Here is a 22,460-nt window from a genome sequence, read left to right on the forward strand (position 1 = left end):
CCGCTGTCAGAGCAGTCCCAGCAGCTCCAGGTCGGTCGCGTACTTGACGATCACCTCGCGGGACACGTGTGGAATGTCTTTGTCCGGGCCGATTTTGGCGTCCTGCACGGCGGCGCGGAACACCTCGGTGGGAGCCAGCGAACCATGCTGGGGGACACCGGGTTTGGTGTAGTTGTGCAGCAGCGGCAGTAGGGATGCCTGGCGCTGCCGGTCCGGCAGCCCGCGCAGCGCCGTGTCGAACCGGTCCAGCCAGCCCTGGTAGTCCGGCACCCGGGAGATCGGGTAGCCCGCCTCGATCAGCCAGTCGACGAACTCGTCCATGCCGATGCCGTCGTCGTAGGGGTTCATCACGTGGTAGGTGACGAACTCGCCGGGCTCCAGCCGGGTGCCAAGGGTGGAGACGGCCTCGGCGATGAACTCCACCGGGAGCCCGTCGTAGTGGCTGGGCTGTCGGTGCCCGCCGGGGTCGAGCTCGGTGAAGGACTCCGGCGCGATCCCGGTGGCCACCAGCGACAGCATCATCCGGGTGAACATGTCCGGCAGGTTGAGCTGCCCGGCCCAGCTGGTGTCGGCCAGGATCATGTCGCAGCGGAACACCGCGGTCGGCAGCCCGCACAGGTCGTGCGCTTCGCGCAGCAGCACCTCACCGGCCCACTTGGAGTTGCCGTAGCCGTTGGCGTAGGAGTCGTCGACGGCCCGGGTCGGGCTGGTCGCCCGGATGTCGGCGTCCTCGACGAAGGTTCCGGGCGCCATGCCGTCGCCGACGCCGATCGTGGAGACGTACAGGTAGGGCTTGATCCGGGTGCTCAGCGCGATCCGGATCAGCTCCGCGGTGCCCAGGGCGTTCGGGGCGAACAGCTGCCGGTACGGCAGCACGTGGTTGACCAGGGCGGCCGGGTCCACGATCAGGTCGACGTCGGCGGCCAGCCGGGCCCAGGTCGTCGGATCCAGACCCAGGTTCTCCTCGCCCTTGTCGCCGGCCAGCACCTCCAGATGGTCGGCGGCCAGCTCCCGGTAGTGCGCGAGCAGCTCCGGATCGCCGCTGTCGAAGGTGGCGTCCAGCCGGGCGGCGGCCTCGGTGTAGCTGCGCGCGCGGACCAGGCAGATCAGTTTCCCGTCGACCAGATCCATCCGCTCCAGCCACTCCAAAGCCAGGTAGCGGCCCAGGAATCCGGTGGCGCCGGTCAGCAGGACCGTGCGGACCTCCGAGCGGGGGCCGGGCAATCCGGGTGCGGCGGAAAGGGTTTCGGCGGGCAGGAACTTGTCCAGGGTCAGATCTGCGGCCCGGACCACGGTGGCGTCGCGCCCGTGCACCCCGTCGTACGACGGGCGGGTCGCCCCGGCCCGTGCGGCCTCGATGTGCGCGGCGATGGCGGCCAGGTCGGTTGCGGGGCTGACGATCAGCCCGACCGGCACGTCGACGCCGAAGATGTCGTGCAGCAGGTTGGAGTAGGTCAGCGCGGACAGTGAATCGCCACCCAGGTCGGTGAAATGCGCGTCCGGCGCGATATCGGCGGCTGCGGTACCCAGCAGCGCGGCGGCGGCCCGGCCGACGGTCTCGGCGACCGGTCCGGCGGCGCCGTCGGTGCGCAGCCGCGCCAGCTCGGCGGCCTGCCCGTCGGACAACTCGGCGTAGAGCGCCTCCAGCGCATCGCCGTAGCGTTCCTTCAACTTGGGCCAGGCCAGCTTGCGGATCCCCGTCAGCAGCCCGTTGGCCTGGGTGAACGGTTCGGTCTCGACGAGGAAGTCGCGGGGGATCTCATACGACTGCAGTTCGGTGGCAGCCGCCACCCGCTTGAGCGATTCGCTCAGCCGGCCCCTCAGGTCGGACGGGTCCCCGGCCAGTGCCTCGGCGGTCGGCACGATGACGGCCAGCAGATACGGCCGGGCGCTGTTGCCGTAGAGGTAGATCTGCGAGATCAACGGGCTGGTCAGATACGCGGCCTCCAGCTTGGACAGGGTGACGAACTCACCCTGGGACAGCTTGAGCACGTTGTTGCGGCGATCGACGTAGACCAGGGTGGCCGGCGCGGTCTCGGCGAAGATGTCGCCGGTCCGGTAGAAACCGTCGTCGTCGAGCACGCCGGCGGAGACTTCCGGGCGGTGGTAGTAGCCGGGGAACAGCTGCGCGCTCTTGAGCAGCAGCTCACCGCGCGGATACGGCCGGTCGGTGCCCAGATAGCCCAGCTCGGGCACGTCCACCAGTTTGTAGTCGGTGACCGGCGGGCGGCGCAGCACGCCGTCGACCATCACCGCGCCGGCCTCGGTGGAGCCGTAGCCCTCGACCAGGTGCAGGTCCAGGAATGTCTCCACCCAGGCGCGCAGTTCGGGGGAGATGGGCGCCGAACCTGTGATGGCCAGCACGTATCGGTTGCCGATCAGCCGGTCGGAGACCGTGCGCATCAGCGCTGCCTCGGCTTCCGGGGACAGCCGGCCGGCGCGGTCGCGTTCACTCGCCCATTCCTGGTGCAGCATGTCCCAGATCCGCGGCACGAAGTTGAGTTGGGTGGGACGCACCAGCGACAGGTCCTCGATCAGGGTGGACAGGTCGGGGCGGGCGGCGAAATAGGCGGTGCCGCCGGCGGACAGCGCGCCGTAGAGGATGCCGCGGCCCATCACGTGGCTCATCGGCAGGAAGCACAGCACGATCGACGGCGCGGTGGCCTGCAGGTCGTCCCACTGCCACGAGTTGTTGGAGCGCCACATGTTGGCCGCGCGGCTCTGCGGGTACATCGCGCCCTTGGGGGCGCCGGTGGAGCCCGAGGTGTAGACCAGCAGCGCCAGAGGGTCCTCGCCGACGGCGGGCGTTCGCGCCTCGGCCGGCGCGGCGGTGCGGCCGCGCCGGATGACCTCGGCCAGGGTTTCGACGACAACGCCGCTGTCGTGCAGCCGGGCGCGGGCGGCGGCCAGGGCGTCTCGGTGGTCGTCGTCGCCGTCGTGGATGTCGAACACCACCAGCCGGCTCGGCCCGGGTCCGGCTTCGATGAGGTCGACGGCGTGCGCCACGTCGACCACGGACGCGGCCAGCACGCGGGGTTCGGTTTCGGCGATGATCGGGGTCAGCGCGGCCGCGCTGGCGCTGGTCTGCAGCGGAACGGAGACCGCGGCGAGCTGGATCAGGGCGAGGTCGACGGTCGCGTAGTCGACGCTGGTGAAGCCGAGGATGGCCACCCGATCCCCGGGGGCCACGGTGTCGGCGAGCGCATCGGTGACGGCGCGGACGCGATCGTGCAGTTCGCGGTAGGTCAGCGTGTCGAAGTGCGGCGCCGGCGTGGTGGTGCTGCGACCGGTGGCCGGGTCGGTGACGACGCGGCGGGCGCGCTCGCCCACGGCGGGGCGGTCGCCGTAGCCGGTGAGCACGGTGTTGACGATGGTGGCCAAATCCAGACCGGGGGCGTCGACGGCGGCGGCCACCTCCGGATCGGGCCGGGCGGCGGCGAACTGCGGGTCGGTGGCGTAGAGCTCGGAGATCCGGCGGTTCAGCCGGGCGGTTCCGGCGGGTTCGTTGGGGGACGAGGCAACGGGCATGGCAAATCCTTGTGTGCATTAACGGTTAATCCGGGCGGCGAACGATGCCGACCGGCATTTACTACGTTAGCGAAACTAAATTAAATGTGCACGCGGGGACGCTGTCAGTTTCCTGTGTATATCGGTACGCCCGGCCGGGCGTACCGGGGTGTGGAACGCCCGCGCGGAGGTGGGCGGGCGCTCGTCGTCCTGCGTAGATGGCAGACTGGACGGCTATGGAGTCAATTGGTGTTTTTCTGCCGCTGATCGTCGTGATGGGCGCGTTCATGTTTTTCGCTTCCCGGCGGCAACGCAAGGCCATGCAGGCCACCATCGACCTGCACGAGTCGCTGCGGGTAGGGGACCGGGTGCACACCACCGCGGGCCTGCAGGCCACCATCGTGGGAATCGCCGACGACACCGTTGATCTGGAGATCGCCCCCGGCGTGGTGACCACCTGGATGAAGCTGGCCATCCGGGACAAGATCACCCCCGAGGACCTGAACGAGGATGCGGACACGCCGCGCGAGATCAGCGAGAGCGACGCCATCCCCGATTGATCCAGCGGGACACCCCCGGGCCGCCGCCTCCGGCACGTACCCTGATCGGTGCCCTCGGCACGTACTTTGATCGGTGCGCCGCGGCACCCGTCCTGACCGGTGCCCTCGGCACGTAACCTATCTGCGTGACCGATCCGCGTTCGACGCGGTCGCGGCTGAATTTCTGAGGAGACACGACACGTGGCAACGGCTAAGACGACGGTGCATCCGTACCGCTGGCTGGCACTGTTCCTGGTCCTGCTCATCGGCCTCTACCTGCTGGTATTCCTGACCGGGGACAAGCAGGGGAAGCCGAAGCTGGGCATCGACCTGCAGGGCGGCACCCGGGTGACACTGACCGCGCGCACCGCGGACGGTTCGAAGCCATCGCCCGATGCGCTCAAGCAGGCCCAGCAGATCATCGAGACCCGCGTCAACGGTCTCGGCGTGTCGGGTTCGGAAGTCGTCATCGACGGCGAGAACCTGGTGATCACCGTGCCCGGCCCGGACGGTCGCGAGGCCCAGAACCTCGGACAGACCGCCAAGCTGTACATCCGCCCGGTGGTGCAGTCCTACCCGGTGACCCCGCAGGAGCAGCCACAGGGCGAGGGCGCACCCGCCGGGACGCCCTCGGGTGAACCGGCGGCACCGGCCGGACAACCCGCCGCACCCGCGGCACCGGCCGAACAGCCGACCGCACCCGCGGCGCCGGTCGCTCCCGCAGAACAGCCGGCCGCCCCGGCCGCGCCCGCGGCACCGTCCGCGCAGCCGCGGCCCTACCCGCTGGACCCGGCCCCCACACCCACCCCGAACCCCGAGCCGGCAGCGCCAGCCCCGGCCGCACCCGCGGCCGGCGCACCCACCGCCGCCCCGGCCCCCGGCGCCCCGGCGACCCCGGAGATGCCCGATCCGCGCAAGAGCCGCGCCGAGCTGATCCAGCAGTACAAGCAGCTGCGCCAGAGCACCAACCCGCTGACCCTGTACCTGGCCGCCCAGGTCACCGCGCAGCTCTGCGGTCACGACGACCCGCTGGCCGGCAACGACGACCCGGCGTTGCCGCTGGTGACCTGCTCCCAGGACGGCAAGACCGTCTACGTGCTCAAGCCGTCGATCATCAGCGGTGAGGACATCGCCGACGCCAGCTCCGGGCTGGATCAGCAGAGCTCCCAGTACGTCGTCAACCTGAAGTTCAAGGGCGCCGCCGTCGACGTCTGGGGCGACTTCACCGCCGCCAACCCGGGTACCCAGACCGCCTTCGTGCTGGACTCCCAGGTGGTCAGCGCCCCCGCGATCCGGGAGGCCATCCGCGGTGGCAACACCCAGATCAGCGGCAGCTTCACCGCGACGACGGCCAAGGAACTGGCCAACGTGCTGAAGTACGGTTCACTGCCGCTGTCCTTCGAGGCGTCGCAGGCGGAGAACGTCTCCGCCAGCCTGGGTATGTACGCGCTGCGCGCCGGCCTGATCGCCGGTGCCGTCGGCCTGGCGCTGGTGCTGCTGTACTCGCTGCTGTACTACCGCGCGCTGGGCCTGCTGGTCGCGGTGTCGCTGGTGGCCTCCGGCGCCATGGTGTACGCCATCCTGGTGCTCTTGGGCCGGCACATCGGATACACCCTCGACCTGGCCGGTATCGCCGGTCTGATCATCGGTATCGGTATGACCGCCGACTCGTTCGTGGTGTTCTTCGAACGCATCAAAGACGAGATACGCGAAGGCAGATCGTTCCGGTCGGCCGTACCGCGCGGTTGGGCCCGCGCCCGCAAGACCATCGTCTCGGGCAACGCGGTCACCTTCATCGCCGCCGCCGTGCTCTACGTTCTGGCCATCGGCCAGGTCAAGGGCTTCGCCTTCACCCTGGGCCTGACCACCATCCTCGACGTCCTGGTGGTGTTCCTGGTGACCTGGCCGCTGGTCTACCTGGCCAGCAAGACCCAGATCTTCGCCAAACCGGCCTTCAACGGACTGGGCGCGCTGCAACAGGTCGCCCGCGAGCGGCGGGCCGACGCCGCGACGGGACGGAGGTAACCCGGTGACCGAAGACAACGGCACCCGGCGCGCCAAGCACGCCGCCGGCGACGATCCGATCGAGGAGAGCGTGAAAGACGCCGATACCGTGGCGGTCACCACGACGGACGACGAGCCGCCGATCAGTCGCGCGGTGATCGACACCAGCGCCGTCGCCGACGAAGACGCCACCGCCGACGCTGACGAGGCCGACGACGCTGACGACGGCAAGGATGCGCCCGCGAAGTCGAAGCCGGCCAAGCCGGATGCCGACAGCCCGCACCACGGCTTCCTGAGCCGGCTGTACACCGGTACCGGCGGCTTCGAGGTCATCGGCAAGCGCCGCATGTGGTTCATGATCGGCGGGGCGATGGTGCTCATCGCCATCGCGAGCATCGCGATCCGGGGCTTCACCTTCGGCATCGACTTCGCCGGCGGCACCAAGGTCTCAATGCCCCAGGGCGCCGGGGCCGACCAGATCAGCACCAGCCAGGTCGCCGACGTCTTCACCCGCAGCGTCGGCAGCGCACCGCAGTCGGTGGTGGTGGCCGGCAGCGGCAACTCGGCGACCGTGCAGATCCGCGCCGAGGCACTCGACACCCAGCAGACGCAGAAGCTGACCCAGGACCTGTTCGACGCCTTCCACCCGAAGAACCCCGACGGCCAGGTCAGCAAGGACGCCATCAGCACCTCGGACGTGTCTGCGACCTGGGGCGGGCAGATCACCAAGAAGGCCCTGCTGGCGCTGGTGGTGTTCGTCGCGATCGTGACGGCGTACATCACCCTGCGCTATGAGCGGTACATGGCGGCCGCGGCCATGGCCACCATGTTCTTCGACCTGATCGTCACCGCCGGGGTGTACTCGATGGTCGGTTTCGAGGTGACCCCGGCCACCGTCATCGGCCTGCTCACCATCCTCGGCTTCTCGCTGTATGACACGGTGATCGTGTTCGACAAGGTCGAGGAGAACACCGAGGGCTTCGAGCACTCCACCCGTCGTACCTACGCGGAGCTGGCCAACCTGGCCGTCAACCAGACCTTCATGCGCTCGATCAACACCAGCCTCATCTCGGTGCTGCCCATCCTGGCGCTGATGGTGGTGGCCGTCTGGCTGCTCGGTGTCGGCACCCTGCAGGATCTGGCACTGGTGCAGCTGGTCGGCGTCGTCGTCGGCACGTATTCCTCGATCTTCTTCGCCACGCCGCTGCTCGTCGCGATGCGGGAACGCACCGATCTGGTGCGCACGCACACCCGCCGGGTACTCAATCGTCGGGCCAAGGCCGCGGGGAAGGGCTCGGCGAAGTCGGCGGCGGATTCCGGCGACACCGACGACGAGTCCGGAGACGCGGACGCCGGCGAGAAGACACCGGTCGGCGCCGGTACCGGGACGTCACGACCGTCGCGGCCCAGCCGTCCCGGGCGGCCCACCGGTAAGCGCAACCCGCGCCGGGCCTGACCGATGCTCCTCGGGAGAACCCGCCGCCGTGCCGTTGCCACTGCGCTGGCCCTGACGCTGGTCGCCGCGGTTCTGGGCGGCTGCGGCCGCAACGCCGGGGAGATCGAGTACGTCGTGGGTGGACCGCTGGACACCTACAACACCAATACCGTCGCCGGCGCGGCCTCGGCGGGGCCGCAGGCGTTCGCCCGGGTGCTGACCGGTTTCGGCTACCACGGGCCCGACGGCCAGATCATCGCCGACCACGACTTCGGCACCGTGTCGGTGGTCGGACGGGCTCCGCTGGTCCTCGACTACCAGATCGCCGAGAACGCGGTCTACTCCGACGGTGTCCCGGTGACCTGCGACGATCTCGTCCTGGCCTGGGCCGCCCAATCCGGCCGGTTCCCGGACTTCGACGCCGCCAGCCGCGCCGGCTACGGCGATGTGGCCAGCGTGGACTGCCAGCCCGGCCAGAAAAAGGCGCGGGTGGCGTTCATCAACGATCGCAACTTCGTCGACTACATGCAGTTGTTCTCGGCGACGTCGATGATGCCGTCGCACATTCTGGCCGACACCCTGGGCTACGGCATCGTCGAGGCCGTGCAGTCCGGTGACGTCACCCGGATGGGCGAGGTCGCGCGGGCGTGGAACACCACCTGGGCCCTGCACCCGGGCGTCGACCTCAAGGCGTTCCCGTCGTCGGGCCCGTACCGAATCGACGCCGTCCGCGACGACGGCTCGGTGGTGCTGGTCGCCAATGACCGCTGGTGGGGGCTCAAGCCGGTGACCAACCAGATCACCGTCTGGCCGCGCGCCGCCGAGATCCAGGACCGGCTCGACGCCGGAACCGTCGACGTCATCGACGTACCGGCCGGGTCCTCGGGCACGTTGACCGTGCCCGACGGTTACACCCAGCTCAAGTCGGCATCGGCGGGCATCCAGCAGCTGATTTTCGCGCCGGTGGGCGTCCTGTCGGTGATTCCGGCCCGGCGGGCTCTGGCGCTGTGCACCCCGCGCGACGAGATCGCCCGCGACGCCGAGACGCCGGTGTCCAACGCGCGGCTCGACGCGGCGACCGACGACGCGCTGGCGGCCATGGAGAACGTGCCCGAGGCCGCGCCGTTCGGTGGCTCGGACCCCGCGGCGGCACGCGCGTCGATCGGTGGGCAGCCGCTACCGGTCCGGATCGGCTACCGCACACCCAACGCCCGGCTGGCGGCCGTCGTCGGCGACATCGCCAAGGCCTGCCAGCCGGCGGGTATCACCGTCGAGGACGCGGCCGGCGACGATATCGGGCCGCAGAGCCTGTCCGAGGGCCGCATCGACGCGCTGCTGGCCGGCACCGGCGGCTCCACCGGCGGCGGCTCCACCGGATCCTCGGTGTTCGACGCCTACCAGTTCCACAGCGCCAACGGAAACAATCTGCCGCGCTACATCAACCCGAAGATCGACGGCATCGTCGCTGCTCTGGCGGTCAGCTCCGACCCCAAGGAGCAGTCCCGGCTGCTGCACGACGGCGCGGTGGCCCTGTGGACCGACATGCCGACCCTGCCGCTGTACCGACTGCAGCGACTGCTGATCACGTCGCCGAAAATGTCGGCCGTGACACCCAACCCGACCCGGTGGAGCGCGGGCTGGAACATGGACCGCTGGCAGCGCACCAAGTGAGCGATGTTGGCGAGCTGATCGTCGAGCTGACCCGAACCGTCGAGGACTTCCCGCAGCCGGGTGTGCAGTTCTGCGACCTCAGCCCGCTGCTGGCCGACCGGCACGGACTGGCCGCGGTCACCGACGCGCTCGCCGAGATCGGTGCCGGCGCCGACCTGATCGCCGGGATCGACGCCCGGGGCTTCCTGCTGGGTGCGGCGGTGGCGACCCGGCTCGGCGTCGGGATACTGGCCGTCCGCAAGGGCGGCAAGCTACCGCCACCGGTGTTCCGCGAGGAATACCGGCTGGAATACGGGAACGCCGTCCTGGAGATCCCCGCCGAAGGCATCGATCTGACCGGGCGCCGGGTGTGGATCATCGACGACGTGCTGGCCACCGGCGGAACGGTGGCCGCCACCGTCCGGTTGCTGCAGACCTGCGGCGCGGCGGTGGCCGGCGCCGCGGTGGTGCTGGAGCTGACGGCGCTGGACGGGCGCGCCGCGGTGGCTCCACTGCCGGTCCACAGCCTGGCCCGGGTCTAGGCGCTCCGCGGTGACCGCCCGGGAGGGAATATCCTGGAGCCGCGCCGGTTCTTGTGACGGGAGGTGGGCATGAGCGATGATCCCGCGCTGATGAGCGATACCGACTCGTCGGCTGTGCCCCCGGACGTCCTGGACCAGCCGGTACCGGCCACCGCTGCGACCCCCGCGGAGCCGACCGAGCCCTTGCGGGCCGCCACCAGCGCCTCTCGGCGGGTCCGTGCGCGGCTGGCCCGGCGGATGACCGCCCAGCGCAATGCCTTCAACCCGGCGCTGGAACCGCTGGTCACGGTGCACCGGACGATCTACCCCAAGGCCGACGTCGCGATCCTGCAGCGCGCCTACAACATCGCCGAGGAACGGCACGCCTCACAACTGCGCAAGTCCGGCGATCCCTACATCACCCATCCGCTGGCGGTGGCCAACATTCTCGCCGAGCTGGGCATGGACACCACCACGCTGGTCGCCGCGCTGCTGCACGACACCGTCGAGGACACCGGGTACTCGCTGGAGCAGCTGACCGCCGAATTCGGTGAGGAGATCGGTCATCTCGTCGACGGGGTGACCAAGCTGGACAAGGTGGTGCTGGGTAGCGCCGCCGAGGGCGAGACCATCCGCAAGATGATCATCGCGATGGCGCGTGACCCCCGGGTGCTGGTGATCAAGGTCGCCGACCGGCTGCACAATATGCGCACCATGCGGTTCCTGCCCCCGGAGAAGCAGGCGCGCAAGGCCCGGGAGACGCTGGAAGTCATTGCCCCGCTTGCCCACCGGCTGGGGATGGCGACGGTCAAGTGGGAACTCGAGGACCTGTCGTTCGCCATTCTGCATCCCAAGCGGTACGACGAGATCGTTCGCCTGGTGGCCGACCGGGCGCCGTCGCGGGACACCTACCTGGCCAAGGTGCGGGCGGAAATCGTTGCCACCCTGGCCGCCTCGCGGATCACCGCCACAGTGGAGGCCCGACCCAAACACTACTGGTCGATCTACCAGAAGATGATCGTCAAGGGCCGCGACTTCGACGACATCCACGATCTGGTCGGGGTGCGGATCCTGTGCGACGAAATCCGGGACTGCTACGCCGCCGTCGGTGTGGTGCATTCGCTGTGGCAGCCGATGGCCGGCCGGTTCAAGGACTACATCGCCCAGCCCCGCTACGGGGTGTATCAGTCGCTGCACACCACGGTGATCGGCCCCGACGGCAAGCCGCTGGAAGTGCAGATCCGCACGCGCGATATGCACCACACCGCCGAATACGGGATCGCTGCGCACTGGCGGTACAAGGAGGCCAAGGGCCGCAACAACGTTCTGCACCCGCACGCGTCCGCCGAGATCGACGACATGGCCTGGATGCGGCAGCTGCTGGACTGGCAGCGGGAGGCTGCGGACCCCGGCGAATTCCTGGAGTCGCTGCGTTACGACCTGGCCGTGGCCGAGATCTTCGTGTTCTCGCCCAAGGGCGACGTGTTCAACCTGCCGGCCGGGTCGACGCCGGTGGACTTCGCCTACGCGGTGCACACCGAGGTGGGGCACCGGTGCATCGGCGCGCGGGTCAACGGCCGTCTCGTCGCGCTGGAACGCAAGCTGGAAAACGGCGAGGTCGTCGAGGTTTTCACCTCCAAGGCGCCCAATGCCGGGCCGTCGCGGGACTGGCAGGGGTTCGTCGTCTCGCCGCGGGCCAAGGCCAAGATCCGGCAGTGGTTCGCCAAGGAGCGCCGCGAGGAGGCGCTGGAGGCCGGCAAGGAGGCGATCGCCCGGGAGGTGCGCCGCGGCGGACTGCCGTTGCAGCGGCTGCTCAACGGCGAGTCGATGGCGACCCTCGCCCGTGAGCTGCGCTACACCGACGTGTCGGCGCTCTACACCGCCGTGGGGGAGGGGCACATCTCCGCGCGGCACGTCGTGCAGCGGCTGGTGGCCCTGCTCGGCGGCGACGACGCCGCGGCCGACGAGATCGCCGAGCGGTCAACGCCGTCGAATTACCCTGTGCGCCAGCGCAGCAACGACGACACCGGTGTCGCCGTCCCCGGGGCTCCGGGCACGCTGACGAAGCTGGCGAAGTGCTGTACCCCGGTTCCCGGCGACGCCATCCTGGGCTTCGTGACCCGCGGCGGCGGCGTCAGCGTGCACCGCACCGACTGCACGAACGCCGCTGCGCTGCAACAGCAGGCCGAGCGGATCATCGACGTCAAGTGGGCGCCGGGACCGGGTTCGGTCTTCCTGGTGGCGATTCAGGTGGAGGCGCTCGACCGGCACCGGCTGCTGTCCGACGTCACCCGGGTGCTGGCCGACGAGAAGGTCAACATCCTCTCGGCGTCGGTCACCACGTCCGATGACCGGGTGGCGATCAGCCGCTTCACCTTTGAGATGGGCGACCCGAAGCACCTGGGCCACGTGCTCAACGTGGTGCGCAACGTCGAGGGCGTCTACGACGTCTACCGCGTGACCTCCGCCGCCTGACGAAGCCCGTGCGAGCGTAGTGAGTTCGGGCGAGGAGGGCGGCAGTGCGGTGGGTCGCCTGACGAAGCCCGTGCGAGCGTAGTGAGTTCGGGCGAGGAGGGCGGCAGTGTGGTGGGTCGCCTGCTACCCGTCGCGTCCGGAGGGGAGCGCGCCGAGTGTCTTGGCGAGTGTGCGCCAAATATCGTCGTGGTCCTCATGTCGTGAACGGTAGTCCCGTCCACCGACAACCAATCGAAAACTAGTTTGAAAAAAGTGTTGACGATGACATTTCAGGGAGTAGAATAGCTAGCAAGTTCGAATAACCGCCTCCGTGGAGGCTACGCCCGCGCTACGTCATCGCCAGGCTCGACCGTCCCGCATCGGGGTGGATGATCGGAGCCGTTGCACTATTCACCCCGATACGCGCACCGTGTGCGCCGGTCGGGGAAGTTCGGGTGGTCGTGATGACTGCTGCGGTTTGCGAGGTGACGGGTTCTGCCGTTGGTCTCGATGTGTTTCTGGATGAGTTCGACGGGTTTGTCGATCGGCTCATCGATCAGCTTGCCCCGGTGCCGGTTTCGGTGCCGGCCGGGGCTGCGGGTTCGGTCGGGCTCGCGCCGCCGGTCTGTATCCCGGTCCCAGCGGCGACGGCCGCCGGTGCCGACATCGACCGCGACGCCACCGAGAGCCACCACGGCGGCGGCCGCACGCTATTTCATCTGTTGGATGCCCCTGCGGGTGTGGTTGATGAGCCGCGGCTGCTGGCGGTGCTGAAAACCGGTGTGGCGGCGGTGAATCTGTTGCACCACCTACTCGCCACCGCGACCGTAGCGGCCGAACGCGCCGGAATCCCGACGCGGCGGCATCTGCGTTGCGGGGCGGATCTGCTGACCGGGCTCGGGATGGCCCCGGCGGCGGCCTACCGGCTGGCCCGCGTGGGCCGCGCCGTCCCCGAACTGCCCGCCCTGACCCGAGCCGCGCGGGTCGGTGGGGTGGGGGTGGAGTTCGCCGACGCGGTCGGCAAAGGCCTGTCCCACATCCGCAGCCGCATCGAACTGACCGACGCCGACGCGGCCGAGGTCATCAGGAAATTGATGGTGCAGTCCACCCCGGCGGAGGTCAACCGTAGAGCCCGCGGCATCGCGATCGCCCGCGTCCGGGCACAGCAAGCGGCCGGTGCCACCGGCACCGACCCTGATGCCGACGCTGGGGTGCCGGTAGCCGAGAACGCCGACCTCAACACCATGACGCTGACCCACAACGACGAAGGCCGGGTCACTGCGACCCTGGATCTGGACGTGGTGACCGGCGAGGAACTACTCGCCGCCCTGGACCCGCTGTGCCGCCCCGTCGCAGAACCCGACGGCTCCCGCGATGCCCGCCCACCGAGTCGGCGCCGCGCCGACGGGTTCGGCCAACTGCTGCGCGACTACCTCTCCGGATCCACCCGACCCCTCTCCGGCGGAGTGCTCCCCCACGTCTCGCTGATCCGTCCGATACCCGCCGTGACACCGGTTGCCGCCGGTGACGGCGGGCAATTGTGTGGCCACCGTCCCGCCGACCCGTATGTGGGCCCCGATCCCAGCGCCGGATGGTCCGACGAGTTCGTCGACATGCTCGGGTACACCGGGCCGATCAGCGCGGCCACCGCGGACCTGATCACCTGTGACTGCACCCTGGATGTGATTCATGTCGACGGCAACGGCGCCCCACTGGACGTGGGGCGCAGCCAACGGTTGTTCCCGCCGCACATCCGCCGCGCCCTGATCGCCCGAGACCGCGGCTGCGCCTTCCCCGGCTGCGGACGCCACCCCTCCTGGTGCGACGGCCACCATATCCGCCCGTGGGACCCCGACGGGGTGACCAGCCTGGATAACGGCGTGCTGCTGTGCCGGCGCCACCACACGATGATTCACCACTACGGCTGGCAGGTCTACCTCGGCACTGACCGGCACCCCTGGTTCATCCCGCCCCCGGATCCGGCCCACCCCAACCGCCCGCGGGAGCACCTGCGCTCCCACACCCGACGCACCCTCACGGCGCTCCCCGCCGCGGCGTAACCGTCCTCGGGCAGTGATAGCAGCAACCGCGAGACCGCACCCCCCGACAGCGCCCCGCCGGGAAACCGATCCAACACAACTGAACATGCTCACCCTCAACCGAAGATGCTCTCCCACACCCGAATACGAATAACCGCTGAACCTTGACAACTCCACAGAGAAAACGCCACAGGCGGGAGCCGGGCCGGAAAACACCAGACACCGAGCCGACACCCGCCACCCCGCAGCGGATGGAAAGCTGCTACGGGATCAGGCCGGCTCGGTGCCCAGCGCGCGCAGCGCGATGCGAGTGGCCTCGGCGATGGTTGGCTTGCCCTGGTCCGACGCCCGGTCGTCGGGAGCGGTGAGTGCCGCGATGACGATTGGTGCTCGGTCGGGTGGCCAGAGGACGGCAATGTCGTTGGCCTGTCCGGCGAAACCGCTGCCGGTTTTGTCACCGACTGTCCATCTCGCCGGAACCCCGGCTCGGATCGTCTCCCCGCCGGTGGTATTCGCCTTGAGCCAGCCGGTCAGCAGCTCGCGTCCGTGTGGATCCAAACCGTCATCGAGAGCTACTCGGGTAAGGGTGGAAACCAGCTGCGCGGGGGTAGAGGTGTCCTTGTCGCCGTCGGGATAGTTCAACGCCGTTTCGTTGCGGTCCATGCGGGAGATGTTGTCGCCCAGCGTTCGAACGAACTCCTGGGTTACTGCCGGCCCGCCGAGGGTTGCGATGAGCAGGTTCGCGGCGGTGTTGTCGCTCTGGGTGATCATGGCTTCGCATAGTTGGGCCACCGTCATCCCGTCGTACAGGTGGGTCGCGGTGACCGGGGCCCACTCCAGGATGTCGGCCGGGGTGTAGTGAATCGTGCGGTCCAGCAGACCGGCCTCGGTCAGTCGGCGGTGCAACACCGTCGCAGCGATGAAGGTCTTGACCGTCGAGCACATCAGGAAGCGTTCGTCACCGCGGTGACTGACCGTGGATCCGTTGGCGGTGTCGAGGGCGAATAACCCGAGCTTTCCGCCGAATCGCCGTTCCAACGCGCCGAGTTCGGCAGTGGCCCGATCGGCTGCGCCGGCGTCCGAGCCGGGGGAGTCTGGCCGGCTTGGGGTGCACGCGAGAACCGCTCCGCCGATGCCCGCGAGGACTCCGGTGAGGACGGCGCGGCGCGACGTTGTCAACCGCTCGACGGTCCAGGCGCGGGGAACCAGTTGTCCGCCATGGCGACTGGACCGTCGGCCGGCAGTCGTGGCCTCCGGCGCACGATCGTCACGAGCACGCCGACGGCGATCAGGGCGATGAGCACCCCGGCTCCCACCAGCGTGTACCGCAGCGGAGCCGAAGCGGGTTGGCCGGCAAGGGTTGTCGGCTGTGTCGACTGCTCGATCAACATCAGCGGCAGGGCACCGGTGCTCAGGGTAGACGCGAGCTCTTTCGCGTCTGTCGCGGTGAACGAGCCGCTGACCAGAGTGGTGCCGCCGCGGATGGCCTCCCGGATCATCGGTGCGGTGACCACCTGTGAGTCCAGCACGAAGGCGGTCTGGATGCCCGGGTTGGCCGCGGTGAAGTCGCCCCAGACCACCGCGGCGTTGCCATTGAACTTCAGGTTGACGACGTATTCGCCGGACTGCTGGTCGAACCCCGAGGTCGCCGCGACCACATCGGTGCCCGAGATGATCGACGGCTTGAGGATGTAGACGGTCTTGCCGTCCTTCGCGCAGGCCACCAGCGGGAGCGCCGGGTCGTCGTTGCCGGCCAGCGGGTCGTCGTGACCGCAGAGTTGCGCGGTGACCTGGGCGGCCAGGTACAGGGTCAGCGGGTTGGTGCTCTGGCGCAGTTTCTTGTACTGCTGAATCAGCTCGACGCGGTCGATGCCGCTGCCGCTACCGATCTGGTCCGCGGGTGCTCTCGAATCGTCGGTCACCGGATAGGTATGCACCACCGGCCGGATATACAGCCGCCCGGTGGGGATCACCCGCGCGATTGCCTCGGCGCTGCCGTCGGGAGCGATCACCGTCAGCGTGGTGCCGTCGACCCGGACATCCGAATGCGGCAGCTCCAGATCGGCGATCCGCCGGCCGAGCGTCGTCGCGGTCTGTTGCAGCGCGTCCTCGGTCGGGGCGCTGCCGTCGGCGGTCGCCGTGCTGAAGGTGAGCTGCACTCCGGGTTGCCCGGGCGTCCCAGCCCAGCGATCCGCGGTGGCCAGCACCACGGTCGCGTACAGCGCTGCCAGTGCGATGATTGCGACGGTGCCGAGATAGCGCCGCAGCCACGACGGCCGCGTCGAGAGCGGGTAGATCGGGTCGCCGCCATACTCCGTGCCGCCGTGGGCTGCCGGGGGATACCCGGCACCGGGATGACCGGCGCCCGGGTACCCGGGCGGGACGGGAGCCGGCGGCGAAAACCCCGGCGGCGGATATCCCGCCGGCGGATCTGGTCGTTCGTCGGTCATCGCACGCCCCCGTTGGTCATCGCGCCTCGTCGGTCACCGCGCAGCCTCGTCGGCTACCGCGCAGCTCAGTCGACGCGAACCGACTTGATCTTCACGTCGGTCTTGGGTTTGCCGTCGGGCGTGCCGTTCGCCGTCCCCTCGGCGCCGATCTTGTCCAGCGTGGCCAGACCGGTCTCGTCGATGGTGCCGAACACCGTGTACTGCGGCGGCAGCTGCGAGTCCTTGTACACCAGGAAGAACTGGCTGCCGTTGGTGTTCGGACCGGCGTTGGCCATGGCCAGGGTGCCGCGCGGGTAGGTCACCGGCTTGTCCAGGTTCGGGCTGCCGGCCGGGTACTGGTCGGTGGGGTACTCGTTGCCGAACTTGTAGCCGGGACCGCCGGATCCGGTGCCGCCGGGATCGCCGCACTGCAGCACCGACAGGCTCGGGCTGGTGGTCAGCCGGTGGCACGGGGTGTCGTCGAAGTAGCCCTGCTGGGCGAGGCTGACGAAGCTGTTCACCGTGCACGGGGACTTCGCGTTGTCGAGCATCAACCCGACGTTGCCCGCGGTGGTCGACATGCTGACGCTGACCTGGGCCGGGTCGGTGGGCACCTTGCCGGTACGCGGCGGCTTGTTCGCCTTGGCCGCCGACTCCTTCACCGTGGCGGGATACTGGCAGTTGCCGCCCAGGTTCGCCGACGGTGTGAATTTCGGCAGGGACCCGGTCCCGGCGTTTTCCGGCTCGGCGTTGGCGGTCGCCTCGGCGACGGTGGTGGGGTCCACCTCGGCGCTGTTGCCCGGGTTGTCCTCCCGGTGCAGCCACCAGAACGTCCCGCTGGCGACGGCCGCCACCACCACGGCCAGCACGGCCGCCCCGATGGCCAGCGTTCGTTGCCGCTTGGCCTTGGCCTCGCGGCGTTCCAGCTGCCGGTCCAGCTTGCGCTTGGCCGCGGCACGTCGTTGCTCATTGGTCGGCATACCGACGAGTCTGCCAGCCCCGTGCCCATCCGCGGTCGCGGGTGCGGCGAGTGCGAGGATGAGCCACGTGCTGATCTCGGGGTTCGCCACCGGACTGTTCGACACCAACTGCTACCTGGTCGCGCAGGCGGCCTCCGGGCCGGTGCTGGTGGTCGATCCGGGCGACGACGCGGTCGGCACCTGCGAGTACTACTTCGCCGCCAACGACTGGGCGCCTGCCGCGGTCCTGCTCACCAACGCCCGGCCCGGCCACGCCGCTGCCGCCTACGATCTGGCCGCCGGTTGGGATATCCCCGTCTACCTGCACCGGGGGGACCGCGATCTGCTCGCCGAAGGCGATTACGGCGAGCCCGACGACGTCCGCGAGGTGGCCGACGGCCAACAGCTCGACATCGGCGGTGTCGAGGTGAGCGTCGCGCACCTCGGGTCGCCGACCCCCGGCTCGGTGGCCTACCGGGTGACCGCCGACACCGACGAAGGCCCGGTACCCGTAGTGTTTTCCGGTGACACCCTGCTTCTCCGCGCTGTCGGGCACGACTGTGACGGCGCCGGCGACCCCGACCCGGACCTGGTGGCCGCCGTCGCGGCGAAACTGATGGTGCTCGACGAGAAGACCGTGGTCATGCCGGGCCACGGCAGCAGTACCAGCATCGGCGCCGAACGCCGCGTCAACCCGCACCTCAAGGATTTGCTGTGAGCCAGACCTTCAAGGCCCCCAAGGGCATCCCGGACTATCTGCCCCCGGAATCGGCGGTCTTCGTCACGGTGCGCGACACCCTGTTGGCCACCGCCCGGCGCGCCGGCTACGGCGACATCGAGCTGCCGGTCTTCGAGGACACCGCGCTGTTCGCCCGAGGAGTCGGCGAATCCACCGACGTCGTCTCCAAGGAGATGTACACCTTCGCCGACCGCGGCGACCGCTCGGTGACGCTGCGCCCGGAGGGCACCGCCGGGGTGATGCGCGCGGTCATCGAGCACGGCCTGGACCGGGGCGCGCTGCCGGTCAAACTCTGCTACGCCGGACCGTTCTTCCGCTACGAACGCCCGCAGGCGGGCCGCTACCGCCAGCTCCAACAGGTCGGGGTAGAGGCCATCGGGGTCGACGACCCGGCCCTGGACGCGGAGGTCATCGCCGTCGCCGACGCCGGGTTCCGCGCACTCGGCCTGACCGGGTTCCGGCTGGAACTCACCTCGCTCGGCGACGACACCTGCCGGCCCGCCTACCGCAACCTGCTGCAGGAGTTCCTGTTCTCGCTGCCGCTGGACGATGCGACCCGGGCCCGCGCCGAGATCAACCCGCTGCGCGTGCTCGACGACAAGCGGCCCGAGGTGCGCGAGTTGACCGCCGCCGCCCCGGTGATGCTCGACCACCTCTCCGACGAGGCCGCCGAACACTTCCAGACCGTGCGCGCGCACCTCGATGCCCTCGGGGTGCCCTACGTCATCAACCCGCGGATGGTGCGGGGCCTGGACTACTACACCAAGACCACCTTCGAGTTCGTGCACGACGGGCTGGGCGCCCAGTCCGGGATCGGCGGCGGCGGCCGGTACGACGGGCTGATGGCACAGCTCGGCGGCCAGGAACTCTCCGGCATCGGTTTCGGGCTCGGGGTGGACCGCACTCTGCTGGCGCTGCGCGCCGAGGGCGTCGATCCGGCGCCGGCGGCGCGGGTGGACGTCTTCGGGGTGCCGCTCGGTGCGGCGGCCAAGCTGGAACTGGCCCGGATCGGCGCGGAGCTGCGCGCGGCGGGGGCCCGGGTGGATCTGGCCTACGGCGATCGTGGGATCAAGGGCGCCATGCGCGCGGCCGACCGCTCGGGCGCGGCGATCGCGCTGGTCGCCGGGGATCGCGACATCGAGGCCGGGACCGTGGGCGTGAAACTGCTGGCGACCGGAGAGCAGATCGACGTACCGGTCTACGAGGTCGTCGCCGTGGTGCTGGCCCGCCTCTAACGCATCAAAGTGCGGCGGGTCGCCGCGCGGATTCGGGCGCGTGCTCGCGGCGCAGGCCGACGCCGACCAGTCGGGCCGGCAGCACGGAGATCGCCGGAACCAGCCGCAGCAGGGCCGCGACGGCGCCGACCAGCGGCCCGGGTGCGGCCAGGTCGCGGCCGGCCAGTACCGGTGCCAGCAGTCCCCGGTGCAGGATCCGCTGCACCGACTGGATCGCGGCGGTGGGCAGCCGGCGGCGTCGCTGCACGGCCGCTAGATCCTGCGCGGTCACCCGATGCTCGAGCAGCGGCCGGTACAGCAGCGTCGCGGCGGCGACGGCATCCTGAATGGCGAGGTTGACGCCGACTCCGCCGGCCGGTGACATGGCGTGCGCGGCGTCGCCGATGCACAGCAGGCCTTCGCGATGCCAGCGGGGCAGCCGGTTGAGCTCCACGTTGAGCAACCGGACCGCGTCCCAGTCGGTGAGGCCGTCGGTGTCGCACTCCGGTGCCAGCACCGCCAGCTCCTCTTTGAGCCCGTCGAGGCCCCGGGCGCGCAGGGCCGCGTCGGCGCCCTTGGGGATCAGGTAGGCGATCTGGAAATAGCCGACCCGGGGAATCATGATGATCGCGCGCCCGGGCATCGTGCGCGGCAGCAGTGAGTATTCGCCGGCGCCGGTGCGCGGCAGCCGGAACCACCACACGTCGAAGGGCACCGGGTAGTCGTGCGGCACCAGAGCGGCGTCGGCGCGCAGCAGCGAGGTTCGGCCGTCGGCGGCGATGGTCAGCTCCGCGCGCAGTTCGCCGTCGCCGTCGGGCCCGCGGTAGGTGACCCCGACCACCCGAGATCCCTCGAACAGCAGGCCGGTCACCTCGGTGCTCATCCGCAGGTGGAAGCGCGGCTCCTCGGCGCCCGCGGCGGCCAGCAGGTTCAGGAAATCCCATTGCGGCACCATCGCCACGTACGGATGCGCCACATGCAGCCGGCCGAAATCGACCGGCGTCACCATCGTGTCGCCGAAGGGCACCTCCATGCTGGTCAACCGGGAGTGCGGAATGGCGTCGAACCGCTCGAACAGGCCCAGCTCGTCGAGCAGGGTCAGGGTCGACGGGTGCACGGTGTCGCCGCGGAAATCGCGCAGGAAGTCGGCGTGCTTTTCGAAGACGGTGACCTCGACGCCGCACCGAGCCAGGATCAGCCCCGCCATCATCCCGGCCGGTCCGCCACCGGCGATTGCGACCCCGGTCGCCGTCATCGGCCCTGTGCGATGGTGTTGAGCAGCTCGTCGGTGCGCCCGATGCCGCCGTCGAGCCGGTAGCCGCGCATCAGCACCTTCTTGCCGCCGGGCGTCAGCGCGACGAGTTTGGCCGCCGTCGAGTTCAGTTGCGGGCGGCGGATGAAGCTCACCTGGTCGAGGGCGGTGATCGCACCACCGGAGTAGCTGAACAGGTTCAGCTTGCGATCGAGCACCGCCACCGTGCGCCGTTCCGGCAGCGGGGCCTTGCGGCGGGTTCGGTAGGTCAGCACGACCTTGTTGGTGATCAACGCGAGAACCACGCCGGCGGCGACCAGCCCCCACCCCGGCCCCGGGTTGTAGTTGACCAAATTCCAGACACCAACGCCGATCGCGGCGAGGGTGGCGAGGGCCACCACCACGATCAGGTTGCTCAGCAGGCCGGTGCCGCGGTCCAGCAGCACGACCTTGCGCCCGTCGTCGGTGACGACCAGCCCCCCGGTGTTGACGAGGATGTCGGCGGCGGGCGGGGACGCATCGGTCATGCACGACAGCGTGCCACTGCACGGCCGTACGCGGGGCGGGACCCCGCCAACCGGACCGCCAACCGGGGCCGCCGACCGTACCCCGACGATCTGACGCCGGATGTAACGCTGGGGTAGCGTCGGGCTATATGAGGAACATGGGAATTGCACGCAAGGTAGGGCTGACCGTGCTCGCGGCGGCCGCATCGGTTGCTCTGGTTCCGGGTGTTGCCGCGGCTGATCCGGCCGAACACCAGATCCGGTACACGCTGACCCAGGCCGAAGGCGCGACCTTCGACCTCTACTACCTGGCCAGTCAGCCGCCCAGCAAGCAGGCCTACGACGCCGACGCCTACAAGTACCTCAAGCACGAGTCCATCGATCTGGCCCCGGGCCAGACCTGGACCTTCGACACCACGCTGTCCGACCCGACCTGGGCGATCTTCACCGTGTCCAGCACCACCCACGGCGGGCGCCCGGCGCCGATGGCGACCTGCGAGATCTCCGTCGACGGCCAGTCCGCGGTGCACAACAGCGCCGACTACAACCCGCGTTGCGACCTCAAGAACTGGGTCGGCGGCGCCGCGCCGGCGGCACAGCAGAACACCCCGGCGGCGGCCACTCCGGCTGATGCCACCCCAGCCGATGCCATCCCGGCGGACGCGGCCCCGGCGGCGGCCACTCCGGCTGATGCCACTCCCGCCGACGCAGTCCCGGCCGCTGGCGACGCCGCTGCGGTGGGCGGCGCCCCCGCCTGAGCCACCGGGCCCGTTAGCGCTCGGGTTCCGTCAGCCCTCGGGCTGGGAGAACTCCATGACCTCGAGGTTCCAGTAGCCCCGCAGGTTGGTGATCAGACCGGCGTCGTCGACCCGATAGGTGAACACGCCGCGCACCTTGCTGCGGAACCCGCCCTCGAACTGGCTGCTCAGCACCAGGATGTGCGCGATCTCCGCCGGTGACGACGACGGGAACGTCTCCTCGCAGACGATCTGGGTGTTCGACTTGCCGACGATGGTGTCGTAGAACTCGGCGACCGCCGCCTTCCCGCGCACCCCGTTGCCGTCGGCGTTGGTCGGGGCGGGCCCGATCGGGTCCTCGATCACGACGTCATCGGCCATCAGCGCCAACCACGCCTCGCGGTTACCCGAACTCACCGCCGCCCACGATGCCTGTGATGCTTCCAACGCGGTGCGGACGGCGGTCTCGGTCATC

At 69.7% G+C, this 22,460-nt stretch carries 17 protein-coding genes; 10 read left to right on the forward strand and 7 right to left on the reverse strand.

Annotated elements, in window-relative coordinates; translation table 11 throughout:
• Window positions 1-6 precede the first annotated feature (6 nt).
• Window positions 7-3,528 (reverse strand): carboxylic acid reductase, encoded by a 3,522-nt coding sequence (car, locus tag G6N16_RS11510; protein WP_083032596.1) that lies wholly within the window; start codon window positions 3,526-3,528, stop codon window positions 7-9.
• Between the two features lie 215 nt (window positions 3,529-3,743).
• Here car and yajC point away from each other — a divergent pair, with 215 nt between their 5' ends.
• The 7 genes from yajC (at window position 3,744) to G6N16_RS11545 (ending at window position 14,170) form a co-directional block, all read left to right on the forward strand.
• A complete protein-coding gene (gene yajC, locus G6N16_RS11515; protein WP_083032598.1) occupies window positions 3,744-4,067 on the forward strand; it encodes a preprotein translocase subunit YajC in 324 nt (107 codons plus the stop codon).
• Window positions 4,068-4,247: 180 nt separating this feature from the next.
• Window positions 4,248-6,071: a protein translocase subunit SecD gene (gene secD / locus G6N16_RS11520; RefSeq protein ID WP_163787858.1), complete on the forward strand. Its 1,824-nt coding sequence runs from the start codon at window positions 4,248-4,250 to the stop codon at window positions 6,069-6,071.
• 121 nt (window positions 6,072-6,192) lie between these two features.
• A complete protein-coding gene (secF, locus tag G6N16_RS11525; RefSeq protein ID WP_407663688.1) occupies window positions 6,193-7,506 on the forward strand; it encodes a protein translocase subunit SecF in 1,314 nt (437 codons plus the stop codon).
• Between the two features lie 3 nt (window positions 7,507-7,509).
• Complete coding sequence (locus tag G6N16_RS11530) at window positions 7,510-9,156, forward strand: ABC transporter substrate-binding protein (protein ID WP_083033881.1); 1,647 nt, start codon at window positions 7,510-7,512, stop codon at window positions 9,154-9,156.
• Window positions 9,153-9,677, forward strand: a complete 525-nt coding sequence (locus tag G6N16_RS11535; RefSeq protein ID WP_083033884.1) for an adenine phosphoribosyltransferase — start codon at window positions 9,153-9,155, stop codon at window positions 9,675-9,677. Before G6N16_RS11530 ends, G6N16_RS11535 begins: the two co-directional genes overlap by 4 nt.
• Before the next feature lie 69 nt (window positions 9,678-9,746).
• A complete protein-coding gene (locus tag G6N16_RS11540; protein WP_083033886.1) occupies window positions 9,747-12,131 on the forward strand; it encodes a RelA/SpoT family protein in 2,385 nt (794 codons plus the stop codon).
• Between the two features lie 443 nt (window positions 12,132-12,574).
• Window positions 12,575-14,170 (forward strand): HNH endonuclease signature motif containing protein, encoded by a 1,596-nt coding sequence (locus G6N16_RS11545; RefSeq protein ID WP_163787859.1) that lies wholly within the window; start codon window positions 12,575-12,577, stop codon window positions 14,168-14,170.
• A 249-nt stretch (window positions 14,171-14,419) separates the two neighbouring features.
• On the opposite strand, the gene bla is transcribed toward G6N16_RS11545, so the two are convergent.
• The 3 genes from bla to G6N16_RS11560 form a co-directional block, all read right to left on the reverse strand.
• Complete coding sequence (bla, locus tag G6N16_RS11550) at window positions 14,420-15,328, reverse strand: class A beta-lactamase (RefSeq protein WP_083030577.1); 909 nt, start codon at window positions 15,326-15,328, stop codon at window positions 14,420-14,422.
• The gene (locus G6N16_RS11555; RefSeq protein WP_083030578.1) at window positions 15,325-16,599 is read right to left on the reverse strand and encodes a SecDF P1 head subdomain-containing protein; all 1,275 of its coding nucleotides are present in this window, start codon (window positions 16,597-16,599) and stop codon (window positions 15,325-15,327) included. Before G6N16_RS11555 ends, bla begins: the two co-directional genes overlap by 4 nt.
• Window positions 16,600-16,664: 65 nt before the next feature.
• Window positions 16,665-17,558, reverse strand: a complete 894-nt coding sequence (locus G6N16_RS11560) for a peptidylprolyl isomerase (protein WP_083030579.1) — start codon at window positions 17,556-17,558, stop codon at window positions 16,665-16,667.
• 58 nt (window positions 17,559-17,616) lie between these two features.
• Between G6N16_RS11560 and G6N16_RS11565 the strand changes: the two genes are divergently transcribed.
• Together G6N16_RS11565 and hisS are read left to right on the forward strand one after the other, a co-directional pair.
• Window positions 17,617-18,255, forward strand: coding sequence for an MBL fold metallo-hydrolase (locus tag G6N16_RS11565; protein ID WP_083030580.1), 639 nt, complete (start codon window positions 17,617-17,619; stop codon window positions 18,253-18,255).
• Window positions 18,252-19,511, forward strand: coding sequence for a histidine--tRNA ligase (gene hisS / locus G6N16_RS11570; protein WP_083030581.1), 1,260 nt, complete (start codon window positions 18,252-18,254; stop codon window positions 19,509-19,511). The genes G6N16_RS11565 and hisS overlap by 4 nt, the downstream gene beginning before the upstream one ends.
• Window positions 19,512-19,515: 4 nt before the next feature.
• On the opposite strand, the gene G6N16_RS11575 is transcribed toward hisS, so the two are convergent.
• Together G6N16_RS11575 and G6N16_RS21800 are read right to left on the reverse strand one after the other, a co-directional pair.
• Entirely contained in the window at window positions 19,516-20,745 is a 1,230-nt protein-coding gene (locus G6N16_RS11575) for an FAD-dependent oxidoreductase (protein WP_083030582.1), read from the reverse strand.
• Window positions 20,742-21,269 carry a hypothetical protein gene (locus tag G6N16_RS21800; RefSeq protein ID WP_234805826.1) on the reverse strand — a complete coding sequence of 176 codons (528 nt, stop codon included), beginning with the start codon at window positions 21,267-21,269 and terminating at the stop codon, window positions 20,742-20,744. Before G6N16_RS21800 ends, G6N16_RS11575 begins: the two co-directional genes overlap by 4 nt.
• A 137-nt stretch (window positions 21,270-21,406) precedes the next feature.
• Here G6N16_RS21800 and G6N16_RS11585 point away from each other — a divergent pair, with 137 nt between their 5' ends.
• Window positions 21,407-22,006 carry an Rv2576c family protein gene (locus tag G6N16_RS11585; RefSeq protein WP_322790456.1) on the forward strand — a complete coding sequence of 200 codons (600 nt, stop codon included), beginning with the start codon at window positions 21,407-21,409 and terminating at the stop codon, window positions 22,004-22,006.
• Window positions 22,007-22,036: 30 nt separating this feature from the next.
• Here G6N16_RS11585 and G6N16_RS11590 read toward each other — a convergent pair whose 3' ends face one another.
• The gene (locus G6N16_RS11590) at window positions 22,037-22,459 is read right to left on the reverse strand and encodes a nuclear transport factor 2 family protein (protein WP_083030583.1); all 423 of its coding nucleotides are present in this window, start codon (window positions 22,457-22,459) and stop codon (window positions 22,037-22,039) included.
• Window position 22,460 lies beyond the last annotated feature (1 nt).

Source organism: Mycolicibacterium insubricum (assembly GCF_010731615.1).
Taxonomy (GTDB): domain Bacteria; phylum Actinomycetota; class Actinomycetes; order Mycobacteriales; family Mycobacteriaceae; genus Mycobacterium; species Mycobacterium insubricum.

Excerpts from the sequence above, each read along its gene's own strand:
- car (WP_083032596.1), bottom strand. The coding sequence starts at position 3,528 with ATGCCCGTTGCCTCGTCCCCCAACGAACCCGCCGGAACCGCCCGGCTG.
- yajC (WP_083032598.1), top strand. The coding sequence starts at position 3,744 with ATGGAGTCAATTGGTGTTTTTCTGCCGCTGATCGTCGTGATGGGCGCG.
- G6N16_RS11530 (WP_083033881.1), top strand. The coding sequence starts at position 7,510 with ATGCTCCTCGGGAGAACCCGCCGCCGTGCCGTTGCCACTGCGCTGGCC.
- G6N16_RS11540 (WP_083033886.1), top strand. The coding sequence starts at position 9,747 with ATGAGCGATGATCCCGCGCTGATGAGCGATACCGACTCGTCGGCTGTG.
- G6N16_RS11545 (WP_163787859.1), top strand. The coding sequence starts at position 12,575 with ATGACTGCTGCGGTTTGCGAGGTGACGGGTTCTGCCGTTGGTCTCGAT.
- G6N16_RS11555 (WP_083030578.1), bottom strand. The coding sequence starts at position 16,599 with ATGACCGACGAACGACCAGATCCGCCGGCGGGATATCCGCCGCCGGGG.
- G6N16_RS11560 (WP_083030579.1), bottom strand. The coding sequence starts at position 17,558 with ATGCCGACCAATGAGCAACGACGTGCCGCGGCCAAGCGCAAGCTGGAC.
- G6N16_RS11565 (WP_083030580.1), top strand. The coding sequence starts at position 17,617 with ATGAGCCACGTGCTGATCTCGGGGTTCGCCACCGGACTGTTCGACACC.
- G6N16_RS11575 (WP_083030582.1), bottom strand. The coding sequence starts at position 20,745 with ATGACGGCGACCGGGGTCGCAATCGCCGGTGGCGGACCGGCCGGGATG.
- G6N16_RS21800 (WP_234805826.1), bottom strand. The coding sequence starts at position 21,269 with ATGACCGATGCGTCCCCGCCCGCCGCCGACATCCTCGTCAACACCGGG.
- G6N16_RS11585 (WP_322790456.1), top strand. The coding sequence starts at position 21,407 with ATGGGAATTGCACGCAAGGTAGGGCTGACCGTGCTCGCGGCGGCCGCA.
- G6N16_RS11590 (WP_083030583.1), bottom strand. The coding sequence starts at position 22,459 with ATGACCGAGACCGCCGTCCGCACCGCGTTGGAAGCATCACAGGCATCG.